This window comes from Pilimelia anulata (assembly GCF_014647895.1).
Taxonomy (GTDB): Bacteria; Actinomycetota; Actinomycetes; order Mycobacteriales; family Micromonosporaceae; genus Pilimelia; species Pilimelia anulata.
Genome location: NZ_BMQB01000008.1, coordinates 1 through 21,747, shown reverse-complemented (window position 1 = coordinate 21,747; position 21,747 = coordinate 1). Strand labels below are relative to the sequence as shown.

The 21,747-nt window shown below is 75.5% G+C and carries 23 protein-coding genes; 16 read left to right on the top strand and 7 right to left on the bottom strand.

The features are described from left to right. The first annotated feature begins 23 nt into the window (after positions 1-23). From prcA to pafA, 3 genes are all read left to right on the top strand, one after another. Positions 24-749: a proteasome subunit alpha gene (gene prcA / locus IEY94_RS17285; protein WP_189171250.1), complete on the top strand. Its 726-nt coding sequence runs from the start codon at positions 24-26 to the stop codon at positions 747-749. Between the two features lie 8 nt (positions 750-757). After that, positions 758-1,375 (top strand): GNAT family N-acetyltransferase, encoded by a 618-nt coding sequence (locus IEY94_RS17280; RefSeq protein ID WP_189171249.1) that lies wholly within the window; start codon positions 758-760, stop codon positions 1,373-1,375. A gap of 76 nt (positions 1,376-1,451) precedes the next feature. Next, positions 1,452-2,807 (top strand): Pup--protein ligase, encoded by a 1,356-nt coding sequence (gene pafA, locus IEY94_RS17275; RefSeq protein WP_189171248.1) that lies wholly within the window; start codon positions 1,452-1,454, stop codon positions 2,805-2,807. A gap of 243 nt (positions 2,808-3,050) precedes the next feature. Here pafA and IEY94_RS17270 read toward each other — a convergent pair whose 3' ends face one another. Continuing rightward, positions 3,051-4,139 carry a DUF3866 family protein gene (locus IEY94_RS17270; protein WP_189171247.1) on the bottom strand — a complete coding sequence of 363 codons (1,089 nt, stop codon included), beginning with the start codon at positions 4,137-4,139 and terminating at the stop codon, positions 3,051-3,053. 101 nt (positions 4,140-4,240) lie between these two features. On the opposite strand from IEY94_RS17270, the gene IEY94_RS17265 reads away from it, so the two are divergent. The 5 genes from IEY94_RS17265 to tatC all read left to right on the top strand — a co-directional run bounded on the left by IEY94_RS17265 (position 4,241) and on the right by tatC (position 7,843). Continuing rightward, positions 4,241-5,212, top strand: a complete 972-nt coding sequence (locus IEY94_RS17265) for a helix-turn-helix transcriptional regulator (protein ID WP_189171246.1) — start codon at positions 4,241-4,243, stop codon at positions 5,210-5,212. Further along, positions 5,209-6,168 carry a helix-turn-helix transcriptional regulator gene (locus IEY94_RS17260; RefSeq protein WP_189171245.1) on the top strand — a complete coding sequence of 320 codons (960 nt, stop codon included), beginning with the start codon at positions 5,209-5,211 and terminating at the stop codon, positions 6,166-6,168. Before IEY94_RS17265 ends, IEY94_RS17260 begins: the two co-directional genes overlap by 4 nt. 22 nt (positions 6,169-6,190) lie before the next feature. Then, a complete protein-coding gene (locus tag IEY94_RS17255) occupies positions 6,191-6,439 on the top strand; it encodes a hypothetical protein (protein WP_189171244.1) in 249 nt (82 codons plus the stop codon). 129 nt (positions 6,440-6,568) lie between these two features. Continuing rightward, positions 6,569-6,859: a Sec-independent protein translocase subunit TatA gene (gene tatA, locus IEY94_RS17250; RefSeq protein WP_189171243.1), complete on the top strand. Its 291-nt coding sequence runs from the start codon at positions 6,569-6,571 to the stop codon at positions 6,857-6,859. Positions 6,860-6,874: 15 nt separating this feature from the next. Next, the gene (gene tatC, locus IEY94_RS17245; protein ID WP_189171242.1) at positions 6,875-7,843 is read left to right on the top strand and encodes a twin-arginine translocase subunit TatC; all 969 of its coding nucleotides are present in this window, start codon (positions 6,875-6,877) and stop codon (positions 7,841-7,843) included. Positions 7,844-7,903: 60 nt separating this feature from the next. On the opposite strand, the gene IEY94_RS17240 is transcribed toward tatC, so the two are convergent. Then, a complete protein-coding gene (locus IEY94_RS17240) occupies positions 7,904-8,638 on the bottom strand; it encodes an HAD family hydrolase (RefSeq protein WP_189171241.1) in 735 nt (244 codons plus the stop codon). Between the two features lie 113 nt (positions 8,639-8,751). Between IEY94_RS17240 and IEY94_RS17235 the strand changes: the two genes are divergently transcribed. Both IEY94_RS17235 and IEY94_RS17230 read left to right on the top strand, forming a co-directional pair. Continuing rightward, positions 8,752-11,493, top strand: coding sequence for a DEAD/DEAH box helicase (locus IEY94_RS17235; RefSeq protein ID WP_189171240.1), 2,742 nt, complete (start codon positions 8,752-8,754; stop codon positions 11,491-11,493). A 120-nt stretch (positions 11,494-11,613) separates the two neighbouring features. After that, positions 11,614-12,033 carry a DUF1761 domain-containing protein gene (locus IEY94_RS17230; protein ID WP_189171239.1) on the top strand — a complete coding sequence of 140 codons (420 nt, stop codon included), beginning with the start codon at positions 11,614-11,616 and terminating at the stop codon, positions 12,031-12,033. A gap of 40 nt (positions 12,034-12,073) precedes the next feature. On the opposite strand, the gene IEY94_RS17225 is transcribed toward IEY94_RS17230, so the two are convergent. After that, complete coding sequence (locus IEY94_RS17225) at positions 12,074-12,988, bottom strand: 5'-3' exonuclease (RefSeq protein WP_189171238.1); 915 nt, start codon at positions 12,986-12,988, stop codon at positions 12,074-12,076. 84 nt (positions 12,989-13,072) lie between these two features. Between IEY94_RS17225 and IEY94_RS17220 the strand changes: the two genes are divergently transcribed. Continuing rightward, complete coding sequence (locus IEY94_RS17220) at positions 13,073-13,990, top strand: GNAT family N-acetyltransferase (protein ID WP_189171237.1); 918 nt, start codon at positions 13,073-13,075, stop codon at positions 13,988-13,990. 10 nt (positions 13,991-14,000) lie between these two features. Here IEY94_RS17220 and IEY94_RS17215 read toward each other — a convergent pair whose 3' ends face one another. Continuing rightward, positions 14,001-14,777 (bottom strand): enoyl-CoA hydratase/isomerase family protein, encoded by a 777-nt coding sequence (locus IEY94_RS17215; protein ID WP_189171236.1) that lies wholly within the window; start codon positions 14,775-14,777, stop codon positions 14,001-14,003. Further along, a complete protein-coding gene (locus IEY94_RS17210; RefSeq protein WP_229784197.1) occupies positions 14,774-15,460 on the bottom strand; it encodes a DUF2238 domain-containing protein in 687 nt (228 codons plus the stop codon). Before IEY94_RS17210 ends, IEY94_RS17215 begins: the two co-directional genes overlap by 4 nt. A 121-nt stretch (positions 15,461-15,581) precedes the next feature. Here IEY94_RS17210 and IEY94_RS17205 point away from each other — a divergent pair, with 121 nt between their 5' ends. Genes IEY94_RS17205 through IEY94_RS17195 form a run of 3 tightly spaced genes read left to right on the top strand, consistent with a single transcriptional unit; the run spans position 15,582 to position 18,825 of the window. Then, positions 15,582-16,925 (top strand): sulfatase-like hydrolase/transferase, encoded by a 1,344-nt coding sequence (locus IEY94_RS17205; RefSeq protein ID WP_189171234.1) that lies wholly within the window; start codon positions 15,582-15,584, stop codon positions 16,923-16,925. 51 nt (positions 16,926-16,976) lie between these two features. Next, positions 16,977-18,113, top strand: coding sequence for an acyl-CoA dehydrogenase family protein (locus tag IEY94_RS17200; RefSeq protein WP_189171421.1), 1,137 nt, complete (start codon positions 16,977-16,979; stop codon positions 18,111-18,113). 52 nt (positions 18,114-18,165) lie between these two features. Next, the gene (locus IEY94_RS17195; RefSeq protein ID WP_189171233.1) at positions 18,166-18,825 is read left to right on the top strand and encodes a VOC family protein; all 660 of its coding nucleotides are present in this window, start codon (positions 18,166-18,168) and stop codon (positions 18,823-18,825) included. 74 nt (positions 18,826-18,899) lie between these two features. On the opposite strand, the gene IEY94_RS17190 is transcribed toward IEY94_RS17195, so the two are convergent. Further along, positions 18,900-19,877 carry an anti-sigma factor RsbA family regulatory protein gene (locus tag IEY94_RS17190; RefSeq protein ID WP_229784195.1) on the bottom strand — a complete coding sequence of 326 codons (978 nt, stop codon included), beginning with the start codon at positions 19,875-19,877 and terminating at the stop codon, positions 18,900-18,902. A gap of 179 nt (positions 19,878-20,056) precedes the next feature. Here IEY94_RS17190 and IEY94_RS17185 point away from each other — a divergent pair, with 179 nt between their 5' ends. After that, the gene (locus tag IEY94_RS17185) at positions 20,057-20,497 is read left to right on the top strand and encodes an Lrp/AsnC family transcriptional regulator (RefSeq protein WP_189171231.1); all 441 of its coding nucleotides are present in this window, start codon (positions 20,057-20,059) and stop codon (positions 20,495-20,497) included. Positions 20,498-20,504: 7 nt separating this feature from the next. Here IEY94_RS17185 and IEY94_RS17180 read toward each other — a convergent pair whose 3' ends face one another. Next, entirely contained in the window at positions 20,505-21,113 is a 609-nt protein-coding gene (locus IEY94_RS17180; RefSeq protein ID WP_189171230.1) for an NAD(P)H-dependent oxidoreductase, read from the bottom strand. Between the two features lie 304 nt (positions 21,114-21,417). Between IEY94_RS17180 and IEY94_RS17175 the strand changes: the two genes are divergently transcribed. Next, a complete protein-coding gene (locus tag IEY94_RS17175) occupies positions 21,418-21,603 on the top strand; it encodes a CsbD family protein (RefSeq protein WP_189171229.1) in 186 nt (61 codons plus the stop codon). Positions 21,604-21,747 lie beyond the last annotated feature (144 nt).

The window sequence follows — 21,747 nt, the reverse complement described above, 5'->3', positions numbered from 1 at the left end:
GCAGACGAAGGAGCACCGCCGGTATGGCCATGCAGTTCTACGCCTCTCCCGAGCAGATCACCCGGGATCGCTCGGAGTACGCCCGCAAGGGCATCGCGCGCGGCCGCAGCGCGATCGTGCTGAGCTACGACGACGGCGTGCTCTTCGTCGCGGAGAACCTGTCGAAGGCGCTGCACAAGGTCAGCGAGATCTACGACCGGATCGGCTTCGCCGCGGTCGGCCGGTACAACGAGTTCGAGAACCTGCGCTCGGCCGGCGTCCGGATGGCGGACATGCGCGGCTACGCCTACGACCGGCGCGACGTCACCGGCCGGGCGCTGGCCAACGCGTACGCCCAGACCCTCGGGGCGATCTTCACCGAGCAGCAGAAGCCGTTCGAGGTGGAGATCTGCGTCGCCGAGGTCGGGGTGAGCCCGGAGAAGGACGAGCTGTACCGGCTCACCTACGACGGCTCGGTCCAGGACGAGCCGGGCCGGATGGCGATGGGCGGCCAGGCCGACGCGATCGGCGCGGTCCTGCGCGACCGGCACGAGCCGGCGATGGCGCTGGCCGGCGCCCTGCACGTCGCCGTGGACGCCCTGGCCAGCGTCGGCGGCGAGAACGGCGCCCCGCGCACCCTGGCCGCCGACCAGTTGGAGGTCGCGGTCCTGGACCGGCGCCGGCAGGGCCGCACGTTCCGCCGGATCACCGGCAACGCCCTGACCTCGCTGCTGGCCACGGCCACCGGCACCCCGGCCGACCCGGCCTGACCGCCGCCGTGGCCACCCCCGGCCCGGCGGCCGGGCGGCCCGCCGACGGGACCGCGGCGGTCGTCCCGGCCGGGGCGCTCGCCGGCGTGCCGCAGCCCCGGCTGTACGCCGGCGACCTGCTGCTGCGCCCGTTCGCCCCGGCCGACGCCCCGGTGCTGGTCGCGGCGTTCGCCGACCCCCACATCGCGTACTGGAACCTCGAGGCCGCGATGACGCCCGCGGCCGCCGCCGCCCGGATCGCCGACTACGCCGCGCAGCTCGCCGCCGAGCGGGCGGTCAACTGGCTGGTCGCCGACGCCGCGAGCGGCGAGCCGCGCGGCCGGGTGTCGCTGTCCGAGGTATCCCTCTGGTACGGCGGCGCGGAGGCGACCTACTGGACGCTGCCGGGCGCCCGCGGCCGCGGCGTGGCCAGCACCGCCCTGCGGGCGGCGGCCCGGTGGGGCCTGGACCGGCTCGGCCTCGGCCGGGTCCACCTGCGCCACTCCGTCGGCAACGCCGGCTCGTGCCGGGTGGCCGGCCGGGCCGGGTTCGTCGCCGAGGGCACCCACCGGCACGCCCTGCGGCACGCCGACGGGTGGCACGACATGCACGTCCACAGCCTCGTCGCCACCGACCCGGCCGGTTAGACGATCGTGCGACGCCCGCGGCGCGCATTGGCCGCGCCCCAGTGACCAAATGCCCACAGGCGGCTAATGTCTCACTATGGAGCGTCGCATCTTCGGCATTGAGACCGAGTACGGGGTCACCTGCACCTACCGAGGCCAGCGTCGCCTTTCGCCCGACGAGGTGGCGCGGTACCTGTTCCGCCGGGTGGTCTCCTGGGGCCGCTCCAGCAACGTGTTCCTGCGCAACGGCGCCCGGCTGTACCTCGACGTCGGCTCCCACCCGGAGTACGCGACGCCCGAGTGCGACTCGGTGATCAACCTGGTCGCGCACGACCGGGCCGGCGAGCGGATCCTGGAGGGCCTGCTCGTCGACGCCGAGAAGCGGCTGCACGACGAGGGGATCGCGGGCGAGATCTACCTGTTCAAGAACAACACCGACTCGGCCGGGAACTCGTACGGCTGCCACGAGAACTACCTGGTCTCCCGGCACGGCGAGTTCGGCCGGCTGGCCGACGTGCTGATCCCGTTCCTCGTCACCCGGCAGCTCATCTGCGGCGCCGGCAAGGTGCTGCAGACCCCGCGCGGCGCGGTGTACTGCCTGTCCCAGCGGGCCGAGCACATCTGGGAGGGCGTCTCCTCGGCGACCACCCGCAGCCGGCCGATCATCAACACCCGGGACGAGCCGCACGCCGACGCCGAGCGGTACCGGCGGCTGCACGTCATCGTCGGCGACTCGAACATGAACGAGGTCACCACGATGCTCAAGGTCGGCAGCGCCGACCTGGTGCTGCGCATGATCGAGGCCGGCGTGGTGCTGCGCGACCTGACCCTGGAGAACCCGATCCGGGCCATCCGCGAGGTCTCCCACGACGTGACCGGCCGGCGGCTGGTCCGGCTGACGTCCGGGCGGGAGGTCAGCGCGCTGGAGATCCAGCAGGAGTACCACTCGAAGGCCGCCGAGTTCGTGGCCCGGGAGGACGACCCGATCGCCAAGCGGGTCGTGGAGCTGTGGGGGCGGGTGCTGTCGGCGGTGGAGTCCGGCAACCTCGACCCCGTCGCCCGGGAGATCGACTGGGTGACGAAGCTGCGGCTGCTGGAGAGCTACCAGAGCAAGCACGACCTGCCGCTGGGGCACCCGCGGATCGCGCAGCTCGACCTGGCGTACCACGACCTGCGGCGCGGGCGGGGGCTGTTCGGGCTGATGGAGCGGCGGGGGAAGGTCGACCGGGTGGTCAACGACCTGGCGATCTACGAGGCGAAGGAGACGCCGCCGCAGACGACCCGGGCGCGGCTGCGCGGGGAGTTCATCCGGCACGCGCAGGAGAAGCGGCGGGACTTCACGGTGGACTGGGTGCACCTGAAGCTGAACGACCAGGCGCAGCGGACGGTGCTCTGCAAGGATCCGTTCCGGGCGCACGATGAGCGGGTGGATCGGTTGATCGCGAGCATGTAGCCGGTGCGGTTCGGGGTCGGTCGTTTGGCCGGACCGGGCGGGGCGGCCGGGTGAGTCGGGGCCGTGCGTGGGCGCGGGAGGGGGCGGGTGCCCCGGCAGGGGCGGTCAGGCTTGATCCCCTGCCGGGGCACCCGCCCCCTCCCGCTTCACGTCCGTACGGATGTCGCGGTGGTGGTGCTCGCGATTCCTTTTTGTAAGCCTTTGTGGTCGGGGTTGGTGATTCGGCTTTCGGCTGCTTTCGGGTCAGGGGATTTTTGTGGTGGCGTGGCGGCCGGCGGCGGCGCTGGCGAGGAAGTGGATGGGGTCGGCGTCGTAGGGGCGGCCCATGCTGCGCAGGGGGACCGGGGAGGCGCGCAGGGCCCTGTCCAGGCCGTCGGTGTCCACGCGGACGACGTGGTGGCGGGTTGTCAGGGCGGGAAGGGCCGCTTCGATGTCGGCGGCCAGGGTCGGTGGTAGGGGGGTCGGCAGGACCAGGGTGGCGGGGTGGAGGGCCACCCGGGTGTACGACGTGTGGGCGTGGTGGGAGAGGCCGCGGTGGCGGGGGCGCGGGTCGGCGGCGCTCAGCCGGAGGGCGCCGATCGGGTCGCCGCCGAGGACGCCGATCGCGTTGACCGCCTCGCCGACGGCGACGCCGGAGTAGCTCCAGCGGGTGCCCGTACCGAGGTTGCCGGGGCCCTGGGTGACGATCGCCACGTCGGCGTGCAGCACGTGCCGGGCGGCCAGCAGGCCGCTGTGGAGGGTGACCGCCTCCAGGTCGCCGCCGAACGCCTGGCCCGTCGTCACCGTGCCGACCAGGTGGTCGGCCAGGCCGGACAGGGTGCGGCTGAACCAGGCCGGCAGGGCGCCGCCGTCGGTCATCACGTACGCCACCCGGGCGTCCGGGCGGTCGGCGCGGACGCCGGCCAGGATCGCCGGCAGCGCCGAGTGCAGGTCGGCGGTGACCACCGGCATCCCGTCCAGGGAGTCGGCGTCGGCCAGCGCCGCCCGGTGCGGCGAGGCCTCCTCGTCCACGCCCAGCGTGATCGGCTGCAGCGGCGTGTACCGGGCCTTGACCACGTGGCCGTGGTCGCGGGTCGCGGCGTCGGTCGGCGGGTCGGCCGGCAGCCGGTCGGGCAGCGCCACGATCAGGGCGTACCCGCCGGTGCCCAGGCCCATCGCCTGCGCGCCGACGTTGAGCAGCACCCGGTCGCCGACCCGCGGCTCGCCCACCAGCGCCGGGTAGGCCAGCGCCGCCACCGGCCCGGGCTCGCCGGCCACCTCGGCGTCGTACGCGGCCGCGCCGCGCCAGGACCCGCGCACCGCGGTGATCGTCGCCGTCCGCCATCGCACCACGGGGAAGTACCGTAGCCGACCGCGCGCCGGCCGGGCCGCCGGCTCGCCGCCGCGGGGTGGGTGGCGGACGCCGCGCGCGCGGCACTGCTAGCGTGCGTGGGGTGTCCCGGAACCGCACCGAGCGCCTGGTCAATCTCGTCATCTGCCTGCTGTCCACCCGGCGGTTCCTGACCGCTGCCCAGATCGCCGCGACCGTACCCGGCTACGAGCACGACGGGCGGGACCCGAAGCAGCACGAGGCGTTCCAGCGCAAGTTCGAGCGGGACAAGTCCGAGCTGCGCGACCTGGGCGTGCCGCTGGAGATGGGTACGACCAGCGTCTTCGACACCGAGCAGGGGTACCGGATCGCGCACCGCGAGTACGCGCTGCCCGAGGTCCGGCTGGCCGCCGACGAGGCCGCGGCCGTCGGCATCGCCGCCCGGCTGTGGCAGCACGCCGGCCTGGCCGCGGCCGCCTCGTCCGGCCTGGCCAAGCTGCGCGCCGCCGGCATCGACGTCGACGACAGCGCCACCGTCGGGCTGGAGCCGCTGGTCACGGTCGACCCGGCGTTCGCGCCGCTGACCGCCGCCGCCCGGGCCCGGCGGGCGGTGACGTTCACCCACCGAGTGCCGTCCGGCGACGCCCCGACCGCCCGCCGGCTCCAGCCGTGGGGGCTGGTCTGCTGGCGCGGCCGCTGGTACGTCGTCGGCCACGACCTCGACCGGGCCGCCACCCGCTGCTTCCGGCTGTCCCGGATCGTCGGCCCGGTCCGGCCGGTCGGCGAGCCCGGCGCCTACGAGCGGCCGGACGTCGACCTGCTCAGCCAGGTCCGGCGCTGGTCCGGGGCGCCGGAGCGGTCCGGCGAGGCGACCGTGTGGGCGCGGGCCGGGCGGGCCGCCGGGCTGCGCCGCTGGGCCCGGTCCGCCGCGCCGGCCCCCGGCGGGGACCGGCTGACCCTGTCGTTCGCCGATGTGGACTCGTTCGCCGGGTACCTGGCCGGGTTCGGCGCCGACGTCCGGGTGGTCGGCCCGCCGGAGCTGCGCGACGCGGTGATCGGCCGGCTCAAGGAGATCGTCGCCGGGAGCGCGGCGTGAACGCCTCGGCCGACCGGCTGGCCCGCCTGCTGAACCTGGTGCCGTACCTGCTCGCCCGCCCCGGCATCGCGCTCGGCGAGGCCGCCGCGGACCTCGGGATCACCGAGCGGCAGCTCCGCGAGGACCTGGAGCTGCTGTGGGTGTGCGGGCTGCCCGGCTACGGGCCCGGCGACCTCATCGACATGGTGCTCGACGGCGACCGGGTGACGATCACCTACGACGCCGGCATCGACCGGCCGCTGCGGCTGACCGCCGACGAGGCGCTCGCCCTGGTGGTGGCGCTGCGGATGCTCGCCGAGACCCCCGGCGTCGCCGACCGGGACGCCATCGAGCGGGCCCTGGCCAAGATCGAGTCGGCGGCGGGCGACGTCGCCGGGGCGCCGGTCGCGGTCAGCCTTCCCGGCAACGCCGACCGGGTCGCCGAGGTCCGCGCGGCGGTCGAGCGCGGGCGGGCGCTGGAGCTGACGTACTACACGGCCAGCCGGGACGCCACGACCCGGCGGGTGGTCGACCCGCTGCGGGTGTTCGTCACGACCGGGCGGGCGTACCTGGAGGCGTGGTGCCGCAGCGCCGGCGCGGTCCGGCTGTTCCGCACCGACCGGATCGACGTGCTCACCGAGCTGGCCGAGCCGGCCGCCCCGCCGCCGCAGGCCACGCCCGCCGACCTCGCCGCCGGCGTGTTCCGCGCCTCGCCCGACCTGCCGCTGGTCACCCTCCGGGTGGGCCGGGCCGGCCGGTGGATCACCGAGTACTACCCGTGCGAGAGCGTCACCGAGGACGGCGCCGAGTGGGAGGTGACCCTGCGGGTCACCGACCCCGCGTGGGCCCGCCGGCTCGTCCTCGGCCTCGGCCCGCACGCCCGGGTGGTGGCGCCGCCCGAGCTGCGGGCCGCGGTCGAGGCGGAGGCGGGCGCCGCGTTGCAGGCGTACGCCGCGCCCGAACCGGCCGGGCAGTAGGCTGACGCTCGTGGGGTCGTCGGTGAACATTTGGCTGCTCTGGGGCGTCTGTGCCCTGCTCGGTCTGCTCGTGCTGGGCGGCGCCGCCCGGGCGGTCCTGCGCCGGCTGGGGCCGCTGCGCCGGGCCGTGGTCGACCTGTCGGCGAGGCAGGAGCAGGCCAGGGCCCTGCAGGGCCGGCTGGAGGCGCTGCGGGAGCGGGCCGAAGCGCTCGCCGCGCACCCGGCGCTCGCTGACCGCGCGGGGGAGCGGCGGGCGGACGGCGCCGCGTAGGATCGAGGAGTGCGGCCCGGCGATGCCCGGGCCGGGCTCCGGGCATCGATGCCCGGCCGGCGCGACTGCCCGCGCCGGACCCTGTCGAAGACGGCCGCAACAGCGTGGCGCGAAAGGTGTGTTGGCCCGATGAATGCCCTCAAGCCTTGGCACATCCTCCTCCTGGTGGCGGTGCTGGTGCTGCTCTTCGGCGCCAAGCGGCTGCCCGACGCCGCTCGGGCGCTGGGCCGCTCGCTGCGGATCATGAAGGCGGAGACGAAGGACCTCGTCGACTCGCCGCCCAAGGACGACCTGTCCGAGAAGGCCGATGCGCAGTCGGGCCGGCAGCCGCTGGCCGACGACCGCCCGCCGGCCGACCGGAAGCCACCGGTGGCCCAGGGCGAGGTCATCGACCCGGTACAGCGCGCGCACGACCGCTGACCCGGGGTACCGGTCATGGCCTTCGTCCTGCGGCGGCGCCGCGCGGATCGGTTCGCGCGCGCCGCCGACGGCTCGATGACGCTGATCGAGCACATCCGCGAGCTGCGTGACCGGCTGTTCTGGGCCGCGCTCGGGGTGGTGCTCGGGCTCGTCGTCGGGTTCTTCCTCGCCGACGGCGCGTACGACCTGCTCAAGCAGCCGTACTGCCGGCTGCCCGGCTACACCGTGGACGGCGTCTGCCAGCCGTTCTTCCAGATGTCGCCGGCGACCGGCTTCATCATCAAGCTCAAGCTCGCCCTGTGGATCGGGCTGATCGTCTCCGGCCCGGTGTGGCTGTACCAGCTCTGGGCGTTCGTCGCGCCGGGCCTGCACCGGCACGAGCGCAAGTGGGCGTACGTGTTCGTGGCGATCGCCGCGCCGCTGTTCGCGGGCGGGGCGGCGCTGGCGTACGCGGTGGTGGAGAAGGGCCTGTTCTTCCTCATCGAGGCGGGCGTCACCGGCCACGACGGGTCCCGGGTGCAGTTGGAGGTGGAGTCGTACATCTCGTTCGTCACCACGATGATCCTGCTGTTCGGGGTGGCGTTCGAGTTCCCGCTGCTGCTGCTCATGCTCAACTTCACCGGCGTGGTCAGCGCCCGCCGGCTGGCGAGCTGGTGGCGGGTGATCGTGTTCCTGTGCTTCGCGTTCGCCGCGGTGGCCACGCCGGACCCGGGCCCGTTCGGCATGGTGCTGCTGGCCGGGGCGCTGTCGCTGCTGTACTTCGTCGCGCTCGGGGTGGCGTTCCTGCACGACCGGCGGCGCAGCCGCCGGGAGCCCGCCGCGCCGGCGGTCGACGACGACGAGCTGTCCCCGTTGGACGACGCCGCGCGCGAGCCGGTGGCGGCGCACCCGCGGGAGCCGATCGCCGCGCCGGACCCGGTCGGGGCCCCCGAGCCGGTGGCCGAGCCCCTGCCCACGTCCCGCCGCTACGACGAGACGACCTGACCCCGCCGGGGCGGGTCACGCCGCGCCCGGCCGGCGGCGCCGCCGCGGACGGCGTCGTCGCTACGGCTGCGGCACGCCGGCCAGCCGGCACACCGCGGCCAGCCCGTTGACCGCGCCCGGCGCGCCCGCCGGCAGCACCACGACGGTGCAGCCGGCGTCGACCGCGCCGGCGTCGACCGGGCTGCTGCCGATCACCAGCACCCGCTCGGGGTCGACCCGCAACTGCGCGGCCGCCCGGTGGAATATCATCGGGTCGGGCATGCAGCGGCCGACCTCGTAGGACAGCGCCCACGCGCCGACCAGCGCGGCCAGCCCGCGGGTGGCGAGGTGCGGGCGGATGTCGAAGCCGGTGTTGCTCACCACCCCGACGCCGAGGCCGGCGGTGCGCAGCGCGCGCAGCGTGGGGGCGGCGTCGGCGTACGGCTGCCAGCGGGCCGCGTCGAGGTGCCGCTCGTACAGCGCCTCGGCCAGCCCGTCGATGCCGCAGTCGACGGTGGCGGCGAGCCCGACGTACGCGGCCCGGTGGGCGGCGCTGTCCAGGTCCCGGTCGCCCCACACCTCGGCCAGGTGCGGCGGGATCCGCGCGGGCGCCGGCCCGCCCGGCCGGCCGGCGGTGAGCAGCCGGTCGGCGAGGCCGGTGGCCCGGCCGCGGTCGAGGGAGTGGCCGCACGCGGCCGCGGCGCCGCTGACCCAGGCCACCGCGTCCTCGGCGCTGGCGAGGGTGCCGTGGAAGTCGAACAGGACGGCGTCGAAGGGGCGGTCGTGGGGCTCGGCTGGTTCCGGCACGCCGTGCACCCTATCGACTCGGACGCCCGGGCCGAAAACGAGCGTTCCCCGGACGGGGTGCGCCCGTCCATGATCGCCCGCCCGGTGCGGCCGCGGGGGCGCGCGGGCACTACGCTTGCGAGATGACCTCGCCGGCCGAGCGGTACGCGGCGGCGCGCCAGCGGGCGGCCATGGCCGCCGGGTTCCCGGCGCTGACCGATTTCCTGCCGACCCGCGCCTTCGACCTCGACGACTTCCAGCGCGCGGCCTGCGAGGCGCTCGAGCAGGGCGAGGGCGTCCTGGTGTGCGCGCCGACCGGCGCCGGCAAGACGGTCGTGGGCGAGTTCGCGGTGCACCTGGCCCTGCGCCAGCAGCGCAAGTGCTTCTACACCACGCCGATCAAGGCGCTGTCCAACCAGAAGTACCACGACCTCGTCGCCCACCACGGCGCCGCCAACGTGGGCCTGCTGACCGGCGACAACGCCGTCAACGGCGACGCCCCGGTGGTCGTGATGACGACCGAGGTCCTGCGCAACATGCTCTACGCCGGCTCGCCGGCCCTGGACGGCCTGTCGTACGTGGTGATGGACGAGGTGCACTACCTCGCCGACCGGCTGCGCGGCGCCGTCTGGGAGGAGGTGATCATCCACCTCCCGCCGTCGGTGACCGTGGTGTCGCTGTCGGCGACGGTGTCCAACGCGGAGGAGTTCGCCGACTGGCTGGTCACCGTCCGCGGCCGGACCCGGGTGATCGTCAGCGAGCACCGGCCGGTCCCGCTGTGGCCGCACATGCTGGTGAACCGGCGGATGTTCGACCTGTTCCACGACTCCGACGCCGCCCGCGCCCACGAGGTGCACCCCGAGCTGCTGCGGTACAGCCGGGAGTCGCTGCGCCGGATCAGCGAGGCCGGCCCGCTGCGCGGGCGGCCGGGCCGGGGCCGGCGGTGGACGCCGCCGCCGCGGCACGAGGTGATCGAGCGGCTCGACCGGGAGAACCTGCTGCCGGCGATCGTGTTCATCTTCAGCCGGGCCGGCTGCGACGCGGCCGTGCAGCAGTGCCTGGCCGCCGGGCTGCGGCTGACCAGCCCGGACGAGCGGGAGGCGATCCGCCGGATCGTCGAGCGGCGCGGCGCCGACATCCCGCACGAGGACCTGGCGGCGCTCGGCTACTGGGACTGGCGCGACGGCCTGGAACGGGGCATCGCCGCGCACCACGCGGGGATGCTGCCGGCGTTCAAGGAGACCGTCGAGGAGCTGTTCGTCGAGGGGCTGGTCAAGGCCGTCTTCGCCACCGAGACGCTGGCGCTGGGCATCAACATGCCGGCCCGGTGCGTGGTCCTGGAGCGGCTGGTCAAGTTCAACGGCGAGGCGCACGTGGACCTGACGCCGGGGGAGTACACGCAGCTCACCGGCCGCGCCGGCCGGCGCGGCATCGACGTCGAGGGGCACGCGGTCGTGCTCTGGGCGCCGGAGGTCGACCCGCGGCACGTCGCGGGGCTGGCCTCGACCCGGACGTACCCGCTGCGGTCCAGCTTCCGCCCGTCGTACAACATGGCCGTCAACCTGGTCGGCTCGGTCGGCATCGACCGGGCCCGGGCGCTGCTGGAATCGTCGTTCGCCCAGTTCCAGGCCGACCGGTCGGTGGTCGGGCTGGCCCAGCAGGTCCAGCGCAACCAGGCGGCGATGGACGCGCACGGCGCCGAGGCCGAGTGCCACCACGGCGACTTCGCCGCGTACTTCGCGATCCGGGTGGCGATCGCCGACCGGGAGCGGGAGCTGGCCCGGGCGTCGCAGGAGCTGCGCCGGGCGGCCGCCCTCGACGCGCTGCGCGCGCTGCGCCCCGGCGACGTGATCCAGGTGCCGAGCGGCCGCCGCGCCGGCCTGGCCGTCGTCCTGGACCCCGGCACCGCGCACAGCGGCGAGCCGCGCCCGCTGGTGCTGACCGAGGACCGGTGGGCCGGGCGGCTGTCCACGTCGGACTTCCCGACGCCGGTGGCGGCGCTGGGCCGGCTGCGCGTACCGAAGGGGTTCCAGGCCCGCAACCCGGCGGCCCGCCGCGACCTGGCCGCCGAGCTGCGCCGGCTGGACGTGCCGCGGCGCGCCGGCCGCCGCCCCGGCCGGGCCCGCGCCGGCGAGGACGACGCCCTGACCGGCCTGCGCGCGCAGCTCCGCCGGCACCCCTGCCACGCCTGCGCCGAGCGGGAGGAGCACGCCCGCTGGGCGGAGCGCCGGCACCGGCTGGACCGGGAGACCCGCGGCTTGCGGGACAAGGTGGCGCACCGGACGAACTCGCTGGCCCGCACGTTCGACCGGGTGTGCGCGGTGCTCACCGAGCGCGGCTACCTGACCGCCGGCCCCGGCGGCCGGGAGGTCACCGACGCGGGCCGGATGCTGTCCCGGATCTGGACGGAGGCCGACCTGCTGGTCGCCGAGTGCGTCCGGGCCGGGGTGTGGGACGGGCTCGCCCCGGCCGAGCTGGCCGCGGCGGTGTCGGTGCTGGTGTACGAGGCGCGCCGGGAGGCCGAGGACCGGGTGGCGGTGCCGCACGGCCCGATCGGCGACGCGGTCGACGCGACCCTGCGGCTGTGGGACGGGCTGCGCACCGCCGAGTCGGCGGCCGGGCTGGAACTGAGCCGCGAGCCGGACCTCGGCTTCGTCTGGCCGATGCTGCGCTGGGCCCGCGGCGAGGCGCTGGCGAAGGTGCTGGCCAGCCACGCCGACGGGGACATGCCGGCCGGCGACTTCGTCCGCTGGTCCCGGCAGGTCCTGGACCTGCTCGGCCAGCTCGCCGAGGCGGCCGGCGCGCCGCCCGCGCTGCGCTCGGCGGCCAGGGACGCGATGAGCGCGGTCCGGCGCGGGGTGCTGGCGTACTCGACGATGGCCTGACGCCCGGCCGGCGGTGACGCCGCGGCCACGCCCCGGTAAAGATCGGATCTCGACCGGCGCCCGACCCCGCGCCGGGGCGTCCCACCCCCGTACCGCCGTACACACGGGAGGTGTATCGCCATGGAGCTGTTCGAGGCGTTCGGCGAGGTGAGCTGGCTCGCGGTGGTGCTCGCCGCCCTGTCGAACTTCGCGGTCGGGTACGTCTGGTACCACCAGCGGGTGTTCGGGGCGCGCTGGGCGGCGCTCGCGGGCGTCCGGACCGACGGCGACCCCGGGGGGATGGGCGCCCAGTTCGGCATCCTGGCGGTGGTGGCGCTGGCCAGCGCCGCGACGCTGAACGCGCTGATGCTGGCCACGGACGCGCACGGCGTCGGCGAGGGCGTGCTGCTGGCCGGCGTGCTGGCGCTGGTGCTGCGGGCCGGGGCGCACTTCATCCACAACGGGTTCGCCCAGCGGCCGGTGGCGCTGAGCGTCCTGGACGGCGCCCACGACGTGCTGGCGGCGATGCTGATGGGCGCGCTCCTCGGCCTCTGGGTCTGACCCGGCCGGCCCCCCATCCGGCCCGCGCCGGGCCGCCGGTTCAGGCCGCGGTGACCAGGGCGTCGACCAGTCGCCGGGCCGGCCCGGCGATGTTCCACCGCTGCGCCAGCTCCACCAGCCGGTCCGGGTCCGCCGGCACGGCGGGCAGGTCGGCGTCGTGCGCGGGCAGCGGCACGTCCCGGACCACGTTGACCACGCCCGGCGCCACCGCCAGGTAGTCGGTCGCGGCGGCGAGCTTGCCGCGCAGCCCCGGCGCGAACGCCGCGGCGTCGTCGGCGATGCCGGCGACGATGCCGGCGAGGCTGCCGTACCGGTCGATCAGCCGGGCCGCGGTCTTCTCGCCGACGCCGGCGACGCCGGGCAGCCCGTCGGACGGATCCCCGCGCAGCGCGGCGAAGTCGGCGTACGCCGCGGCCGGGACGCCGTACTTGGCCCGGACGGCGGCGTCGTCGCAGTCCTCCAGCTTCGCCACGCCCCGCCCGCAGTACAGCAGCCGCACCCCGCGGGCGTCGTCGACGAGCTGGAACAGGTCCCGGTCCCCGGAGACGACCTCGACCGGCGCGGGCGCGACGGTGGCCAGCGTGCCGAGGACATCGTCGGCCTCGTACCCGGCCACCCCGAACACGGCGATCCCGACGGCATCGAGCACCTCGAGGATGACCGGCACCTGCGGGCTCAGCCCGTCCGGGATCTCCTCGGCGTCGCCGGTGGCCACCCGGTGCGTCTTGTAGCTGGGCAGCAGCTCCACCCGGAACGCGGGGCGCCAGTCGGCGTCCAGCGCGCACACCACCCGGCCCGGCCGGCGGGTGCGGATGAGGGTGGCCAGCATGTCCAGGAAGCCGCGCACGGCGTTGACCGGCTCCCCGGCGTCGGTCCGGGCGGCCGACTCGGGGATGCCGTGGTACGCGCGGAAGTACAGGCTGGGGGCGTCGACGGCGAGCAGCGGGCGGGTCACCCCGCCGATCCTAGGGGCCCGCCGGCCCCGGCCGGCGCAGCCGGGCACCGGAAATCGGTTGCCGGTCCCGGTACAAAGGGAGGCATGACCACGATCCGGCCCGCCGGGCCCGCCGACCTGCCGCACTTCCACCGCTTGCGGACGGCGGTCGCGCCCTGGCAGGCGGGCACGGAGGCCGGCCTGCGGCAGCGGTGGGCCCGCGACGACGCGGACCCGCGCGCCGGCGCCGCCCGGTTCGTCGCCGAGCGCGACGGCGCGGTGCTCGGCACGGGCCGCGCCCACCTCAACACGATGACCAGCGAGCCGGGCCAGGCGCACGTGCAGGTCATCGTCGACGAGCCGGCCCGCCGCCAGCAGGTCGGCTCCGTGCTGCTGGCGCGGCTGCTGGAGCACCTGGCCGGCGTCGGCGCCCGCCGGGTCACCGCCTGGGGGCCCGCCACGCTGCCCACGGCCGGCTTCGCCGCCGGGCACGGCTTCCGCCCGGTGGACGAGTCCCGGATCAGCCGCCTCGACCTGGCCAACCCGCCGCCGGCCGAGCCGCTGCCGCCGGGCGTGACCGTGCTGCCCTGGTCGGCGGTCGACCCCGACGAGCTGTACTCCGTCGACACCGCCACGATGGCCGACGAGCCGGGCACGGTCAGCTTCGACCGGGTCAGCCGGGCCGACTGGGACGCCGACGTGTGGACCCGCCTCGACCTGGACAAGGACCTCAGCACCGCCACGCTGGTCGACGGCCGGTGCGTGGCGGTGGCGCTGCTGGACGCCGACCGGGCCGGCGGCCGGGTGCTGTCGGCCGGCACCGGGACGCTGCGCGAGTTCCGCGGCCAGGGGTACGCCCGGCTGGCGAAGATCGAGGCGCTGCGGCGGGCCGCGGCGGCGGGGCTGCGGGCGGCGTACGCGGGCAACGACGCGGTGAACGCCCCGATGCTCGCCGTCAACACCCGCCTCGGCTACCGCCCCGCCGACATCGAGTGGTGCTACCTGCGCCGCCTCGACTCCTGACGGGGGCCGCTCAGTCGGGGTGGAAGCGCGGGGCGCGGCGCTCGCGGAACGCCGCCAGCCCCTCCCGCACGTCCGGGGCCGTCCGGGAGCGCCGCTCCCACGGCGCCGCCGCCCCGTCCGGGTCCCGCCCGGCCAGGTGGGCGCGCAGCACGTCGCCGGCCGCGCCGATCGTCTGCGCCGAGTTCGCCGCGATCCCGGCCGCGAACGCCACCGCCCGCTCGACCACGTCGCCGGGCACCACCTCGTCGACCAGGCCGTACGCGAACGCCCGGTGCGCGTCGATCGGGGCGGCGCTGTACAGCAGGTACTTGGCCCGGGCGGGCCCGACGAGCCCGGCCAGCCGGACGGTCGCGGTGGCCGGGTAGACCACGCCGAGCCGGGCCGGCGGCACGGCGAAGGTGGCGTCGGCGGCGGCGAACCGCAGGTCGCAGGCGACGGCGAGCTGGCAGCCGCCGCCCACGCACGCCCCCTCGACCGCGGCGATCGTGGGGTGGGCGAAGCCGGCCAGGGCCACCTCGGCGGCGACGTTGATCGCGTGGAAGGCGTCGGCGGCGTCCGGCTCGCCGTAGCTGTCGTACAGCTCGTCGATGTCGGCGCCGGCGCTGAACGTGCCCGCCGCCCCGACCAGCACCAGCGCCCGCACCGCCGGGTCGGCGGCCAGCGTGTCGAGGACGCCGGGCAGCGCCGCCCACATGTCGGCGGTCAGCGCGTTGCGCTTGGCCGGCCGGTCCAGGGTGAGGGTGGCGACGCCGGCGGCGTCGACGGCGGTGCGCAGTCCGCCGGTCACGCGCGCACGTCCACGCCGCCGCGGGCCGGTGCGGCGAGGGCGCGGAGCTGCCGGTCGTGCAGCCGGCTCAGCAGCAGCAGCGACAGGATCGCCCCGCACAGGGCGAGGAACATGTCCCACTGGGTGTCCCACACGTCGCCCTGGGTGGCGAGGAAGTCGTCGGCGGCCGCGCCGCCGGTCACCGCCGCCCACCACTCGATCAGCTCGAAGAACGCGCTGAACGCCAGGCACGCGCACACCGTCAGCGGCGCCAGCCAGCGGCTGCCGCGCAGCGGCGAGGTGCGCACCAGCAGTTCGCGGACGAGGACCGCCGGCACGAAGCCCTGGGCGAAGTGGCCGATCCGGTCGTACGGGTTGCGGCTCAGCTCCAGCACGTCGCGCAGCCAGTTGCCGACGGGCGTGCGGGCGTACGTCCAGTGGCCGCCGACGATGAGGATCAGCGCGTGCACCGCCAGCAGCGCGCACAGCAGCGTGGTCAGCGGGAACCGCCGCCACGTCACCACCAGCACCGGGACCGCCACGATCACCCACACGGTCTCCAGCAGCCAGGTCAGCCGGTCGTACGGCGCGACGCCCGAGACCACCAGCGCGCCGAGCACCACCGCGAGCAGCACCCGCGGCGTCCACCGCGCCCCCGCCCCGGCCGCCGTCGATCCAGCCCCCACCGCCGACCCAGCCCCCACCGCGAATATCCCCCCGATCGGTGGACTCATCCCCGCCGACGGTACCGTGTCGCGCCTTGTTCCCCGCCCGCGACCTGCGTAGCGTCCTGCGGCGACGGTTCCAACGGGGGAGGTTTCGTCGATGCGTGCACACCGGAGCGTGCTGGCCGCGGCAGCGGTCGTCCTGACCACGATGGCCGGCGGGGCGGCCGTGATCGCCGCCGCGCCGCCGCAGCGGCCCAACGTGCTCGTCCTGCTGCTGGACGACGCCCGGCCCGAGTCCATGGTCGCCATGCCGCGCACCCGCGCCTGGCTCGGCGGCAACGGCCGCAGCTATCCGAACGCGGTCGTCACCACGCCGAGCTGCTGCCCGAGCCGGGCGAGCATCTGGTCCGGCCGGTACGCGCACAACCACGGCGTCGTCGCGCAGAACGCGATCGGCCGGCTCGACCACGACCGCACCGTCGTGCACGACCTGAAGACCGCCGGGTACCGCACGGCCGTCGTCGGCAAGCTGTTCAACGCCTGGAAGATCCACAAGCAGCCGCCGTACGTCGACCGGTGGGCGCTCGCCGGCGGCGGCTACGACAACGCGCTGTTCAACGTCGACGGCAAGGGCGTGCGGGCGCGGTACTCGACGACGTTCATCGGCGAGCAGATCAACCGGTACCTCGACGAGTTCGAGCGCGACGACAACCGGCCGTGGTTCGTCAACGCCGGCTTCGTCACCCCGCACTCGCCGTTCACCCCCGAGCCGAAGTACGCCAACGTCCCCTTCACCTGGGACGGCAGCCCGGCCACCCGGGAGGCCGACCGCTCGGACAAGCCCCGGTACGTGCGCAACTTCGGCAAGAGCGAGGCCGAGGGCTCCCGCACCCGGCAGGCGCAACTGCGCACCCAGCTCTCGGCCGACGACGCGATCGAGTCGATCCGCCGCCACCTGGCCGCCCGCGGCGAACTCGCCAACACCCTCGTCGTGTTCCTCTCCGACAATGGCAAGTTCTGGAGCGAGCACGGCCTGATGGAGAAGTTCATGCCGTACGACGCCGCGGAGCGGGTGCCGCTGCTGATCAGCCTCCCCGGCCGGATCGACCGCGGCACCGACAACCGGCTCGCCGCCAACGTCGACATCACCCCGACCATCCTCGACGCCGCCGGCCTCGCCCCGAGCTACGCCACCGACGGGCGCAGCCTGCTCGGCGGCCACCGGCGGGACCGGATCCTCACCGAGTACTGGCGGGACAGCGACAACGGCGCCGGCATCCCGCCCTGGGCGTCCACCCTCGTCCCCGACCGGTACCGGTACACCGAGGTCTACGACGACAGCGGCCGGGTCACCGACCGCGAGTACTACGACCTCGCCGCCGACCCGTGGCAGCTCACCAACCTGTACGGCGACCGCAAGCCCGGCAACGACCCCGCCGTGGGGCCGCTGGCGGCCGCGCTCGCGGCCCAGCGCCGCTGCGCCGGGGCGGCCTGCCCCTGAGCCACCGGCGGGTCGGACAGCGGCCGGAACGACCGTTAAGGTTGCGGGGTGATCGAACGCATCCTGCCCAGCGACGACGCCCGCGACCTGCTCGACCTGGCCACCGAGCTGGCCGACCGGGAGCTGGCGCCGCGCGCCGCCGAGTTCGAGGCGCGCGGCGAGTTCCCCCGCGAGGTGCTGCGCACCCTGGGCCGCTCGGGGCTGCTCGGCCTGCCGTACCCGGAGGCCGACGGCGGCGCCGGCCAGCCGTACGAGGTGTACCTGCAGGTCCTGGAGATCCTGGCCAGCCGCTGGCTGACGGTCGCCGAGGCGATCAGCGTGCACACGCTGGCCTGCTTCCCGATCGCGGGGTACGGCACCGCCGCCCAGCGGGAGCTGCTGCCCGACCTGCTGGCCGGCGAGCGGCTCGGCGCGTACTGCCTGTCCGAGCCGCAGGGCGGGTCCGACGCCGCCGCGCTGACCACCCGCGCCGACCGCGACGCCGACGGGTACGTCCTGCGCGGCACCAAGGCGTGGATCACCCACGCCCACCACGCCGACTTCTACCACGTCTTCGCCCGCACCGGCGGGCCCGGCTCCGATGGCATCTCCTGCCTGTACGCCGACGTCCCGGCCGCCGGGATCACCCCGCACAAGCCCGAGCGGACGATGGGCCTCAACGGCTCCCCGGTCTCGCAGATCTCCTTCGACGGCGCCCGGCTGCCCGCCGACGCGGTCATCGGCGGCGAGGAGGGCATCGGCTTCCGGATCGCCATGACCGCCCTGGACTCCGGCCGGCTCGGCATCGCCGCCTGTGCCGTCGGGCTGGCCCAGGCGGCCCTCGACCACGCCGTCGCCTACACCCGCGAGCGGCAGCAGTTCGGCAAGCCGATCGCCTCGTTCCAGGGCCTCGGCTTCCTCATGGCCGACCTGGCCACCCAGATCTCCGCCGCCCGCGCCCTCACCCTGGCCGCCGCCCGGCTGCGCGACGCCGGCCGCCCGTACTCCGCCGAGGCGGCCAAGGCCAAGCTGTTCGCCACCGACACCGCCATGCGGGTCACCACCGACGCCGTCCAGCTCCTCGGCGGCGCCGGCTACGTCGCCGACCACCCCGTCGAGCGGTACTTCCGCGAGGCCAAGGTGCTCCAGATCGTCGAGGGCACCAACCAGATCCAGCGCCTGGTGATCGCCCGCCAGCTCACCCGCTGAGCCGCCCGCCGGCGGGCGCCGCCCGGCGCCCGCCATCCTCTAGGGTGTCCGTGTGCAGGGCATCGTGACCGCGCTCATCCCGGTCGTGTACGTGCAGGACCTCGACCGGTCCCGGGCGTTCTGGGAACTGTTCGGCTTCACCGCGGACCGGGAGGGCGGCACGGACGACTCCACCTGGTGCTACCTGCGCTGCGGCGACTCGACCCTGCTGCTGGCCGACGTCCGCCCGCCGCTGTTCACCGCCGAACTGCCGCTGCAGGTCTACGTCTGGGTGGACGACCTCGACGCCGTCACCGCCCGGCTGGCCGCCGCCGGCCACGCCCCCGACCACGCCGGACACCCCGACCACGCCGCCGGGGGAGAGGTCCGGGTCGTCGACCCCGACGGCAACGTCGTCGTGTACGGCATGCGCGACCTGCGCCCCGGCCAGCCCGCCGGCGACGGCCGCAGCCGGTACTCGATCACCGCCGAGGCGGCCGCGGCGTCGGCCCGCCGCGGGCGGCCGCCGGCGCAGTGCCGGATCGGCGTGGCCGGCGGCGCGCCCTGCCCGAGCCCGGCCGAGGTCAAGCTCGCCGACCCCTGGGGGGAGACGGTGTGGGGCTGCATCCCGCACGCCGAGGAGGCCCTGTTCAACGCGCACGCGGCGTTCATCGCCGCCGACGAGGGCCAGGGCCTGACCCCGTTCCTGCGCGCCCGCCGCAAACCCCGCTGACCCGCCCCGGGGTCGGTCCGGCGCGCCCGGCTTCGGATGTCGCGCGGCGACCCGGTGGTCCCGGCGCCGCGGCGTCAGGCCGCCAGGTGCAGTCGCACGCTCGTCCCGCCCGGCCGGGTGTACACCCGCACCAGGTCGCACAGCCGGTTCGCCAGCAGCAGCCCGCGGCCGCGCGGCAGGTGCGCCGGCCGGGGCAGCCGCCCGGCCAGCGGGTCGGCCAGGTGCCCGGCGTCGTCCACCTGGCACACCACCACCGGACCCTCCCGCCACAGCGTCACCACGCCGCCCCCGCCCGCGTGCTCGACGCTGTTGGCGGCCAGTTCGTTGACCGCCGCCGTCAGGTCGTCCAGCCGGTCCGGGTCCAGCCCGGCGGCGTCGCCGCGGCCGAGTACGAACCGCCGGACCGCCCCCAGCTCCAGTTCCCCGGCGAACGCCAGCCGCGCCGCGTCGGCCGGCGGCTCCGGCAGCGCCCGGTTGAAGTCCCGCGCCGTCGCCAGCGGGTCGCCGTACGCGCCACTCAGCCGGCGCACCCCGCGCTCCACCAGCACCGGGTGGGTCCGCGCCGCGTCGGCCAGCACCGCCGGCTCCAGCGCCGCCACGTCGTACGGGCACAGCACCGCCGCCGCCCGGTCCGCCAGCACCACGTTGAGCAGCGCCTCGTGCGCCGCGCACGCCGGGTACTCCATCGCGCTGCGCCCCGCCCACACCGGCTCCCCGAGGACCGCGATCCGCTGCCGCGGGTGCGCGGCGGCGAACGTCAGCAGCACCTCGGGAATGATCCGGCCCGGATTGCGCCCGGCCACCGCCAGATCGGCGAACGTCACCCGGTCCGCCACGTCGGCCAGCGCCCCGCGCAGCAGGTCCACCCGCGCGCCCGGTACCGCCACCAGCACCGGCCGACCGTCGGCCAGCGCGGACCGGACGAACTCCGTCACCCCGACCGCGTACTCGAAGCCGTCGGCGTACAGCAGGGCTGCGTGGTCGAGCGCGGCGGGGGAGCGGACCGTCGTGCGGCCGCCGTCGTGCGGGCGCGGCCGTTCGGTCTCCCGCACGCGGCCACCGCCTCTCCCGGCGCCGGCGGAAACTGTCGGCGCTCGCCCATTCATTGCCGGTTCACCGTACCCGCCGGCGCCAACGCCCACACCGGCCGTTCGCCCATCGACGACCGTCGTGGGGGCGCGCCGCCCGCACGGCCGGTGTCGGCCGACGCGCGGCGGTGTAGGTTGCACCCGTGGAGGACACTGATCGCGCCATCGTGGCGGCGCTCGCGGGAGATGGCCGCCTGTCGTTCACCGACCTCGCCGAGCGCGTCGGCCTGTCGGTCTCGGCGGTGCACCAGCGGGTGCGCCGCCTCGAACAGCGCGGCGTGATCAAGGGGTACACCGCCACCGTGTCGTTCGAGGCGGTGGGGCTGCCGCTGGCGGCCTTCGTGGCGATCCGGCCGCTGGACCCGTCCCAGCCGGATGACGCCCCCGAGCGCCTCTCCCACCTTGCCGAGATCGACTCGTGCTACTCGGTGGCCGGCGAGGACTTCTACCTCCTGCTGGTCCGGGTGGAGAACCCGGCGGACCTGGAGCGGCTGCTGCAGGAGATCCGGACCGCGGCGAACGTGACGACCCGGACGACGGTGGTGCTGTCCACGCCGTACGAGAGCCGCGCCCCGCGGGTCTGACCCCCGGTCAGCGGCCGCGCAGCCGGTCGGCGATCGTGACCACCCGCTGGGCGAGGTGGTCCAGGGCGGCGTGGTCGGTGTCGGTGAGCGGCGCGTCGTTCCCGCCGCCGGTGACGTGCGAGACGCCGTACGGGTTGCCGTCGGTGTACTTGAGCGGGTCGGTGTAGCCGGGGGCGGCGACGATCCCGCCGAAGTGGTGGATGGTCTGGTACAGCGCCAGCAGCGTGGACTCCTGGCCGCCGTGGGCGGTCATGCTGGCGGTGAAGCCGGCGTACACCTTGTCGGCGAGCTGGCCCTTGCTCCACTGCGGGCCGAGGGTGTCGAGGTACTGCTTGAGCTGGCTGGCGACGTTGCCGTACCGGGTGGGGGAGCCGAGCAGGACCGCGTCGCCCCACACGATGTCGTCGGCGGTGGCGGGGGTGTATCCGGCGGTCTCCTCCGCGTGCGCCGCCCACCGGGGGTTGCTGGCGATGGCCTCGGGCGGGGCCAGTTCGGCGACCTTGCGCAGCCGCACCTCGGCGCCGGCTTTCTCGCCGGCGGCGGCGAGCCGCTCGGCCATGGCGTGCAGGGTGCCGGTGGCGGAGTAGTAGATGATCGACAGCTTGACCGGTTTCATGGGGCTTCCCCTCGGGCGCGGTGGGCATTCGCGCCCCCATTACCCGCCCGCCCCGTCCCGAACCGGAACCCACCTTCCTAGGATGCCTCAGGCGACGTGCGCCCCACCCCAATCGTCCTTAACCCCCTCGACCTATCGTCCTAGGATGCCCTAGGGCGTGTGCGCTCCGCACACACTTCAAAACCCCAAAGGTGCTTCGCACCGACCAACAGGGGTTTCGGCTCGGGTGATATCGGGAATTCCGGGCTGTGTGCCGCTCAGCGGCGCCGCAGACCAGGAGTGCGACACGACTCGGGAGGGTGGAATGGGCATCCGCGAGAAGGTCCAGGACAAGGCCGAGGAGCTGACGGGCGCGGCCAAGGAAAAGGTCGGCGAGATGTCCGGGAACCCGGACCTGCAGCGCGAGGGCGAGCAGGAGAAGCTGGCCGGCAAGGCCGGTCAGGCCGCCGAGCAGATCAAGGACATGGGCCGCCGGGTGCTGGGCAAGTAGCACCCGGACAGCGCGCGACCCCGACCGGAACATCGGTCGGGGTCGCGCGCTGTCCGGTGGTGGTTCAGGGGCGCTGGGCGGCCCACCAGCGCTGGCCGGACTCCGGCAGCGTGTCGATCGGGTCGTAGTACGCATACTCCCGAC

Coding starts and splice junctions, on each gene's coding strand:
- prcA (WP_189171250.1), top strand. CDS start 24: ATGGCCATGCAGTTCTACGCCTCTCCCGAGCAGATCACCCGGGATCGC.
- pafA (WP_189171248.1), top strand. CDS start 1,452: ATGGAGCGTCGCATCTTCGGCATTGAGACCGAGTACGGGGTCACCTGC.
- tatA (WP_189171243.1), top strand. CDS start 6,569: ATGAATGCCCTCAAGCCTTGGCACATCCTCCTCCTGGTGGCGGTGCTG.
- tatC (WP_189171242.1), top strand. CDS start 6,875: ATGGCCTTCGTCCTGCGGCGGCGCCGCGCGGATCGGTTCGCGCGCGCC.
- IEY94_RS17235 (WP_189171240.1), top strand. CDS start 8,752: ATGACCTCGCCGGCCGAGCGGTACGCGGCGGCGCGCCAGCGGGCGGCC.
- IEY94_RS17230 (WP_189171239.1), top strand. CDS start 11,614: ATGGAGCTGTTCGAGGCGTTCGGCGAGGTGAGCTGGCTCGCGGTGGTG.
- IEY94_RS17220 (WP_189171237.1), top strand. CDS start 13,073: ATGACCACGATCCGGCCCGCCGGGCCCGCCGACCTGCCGCACTTCCAC.
- IEY94_RS17205 (WP_189171234.1), top strand. CDS start 15,582: ATGCGTGCACACCGGAGCGTGCTGGCCGCGGCAGCGGTCGTCCTGACC.
- IEY94_RS17180 (WP_189171230.1), bottom strand. CDS start 21,113: ATGAAACCGGTCAAGCTGTCGATCATCTACTACTCCGCCACCGGCACC.
- IEY94_RS17175 (WP_189171229.1), top strand. CDS start 21,418: ATGGGCATCCGCGAGAAGGTCCAGGACAAGGCCGAGGAGCTGACGGGC.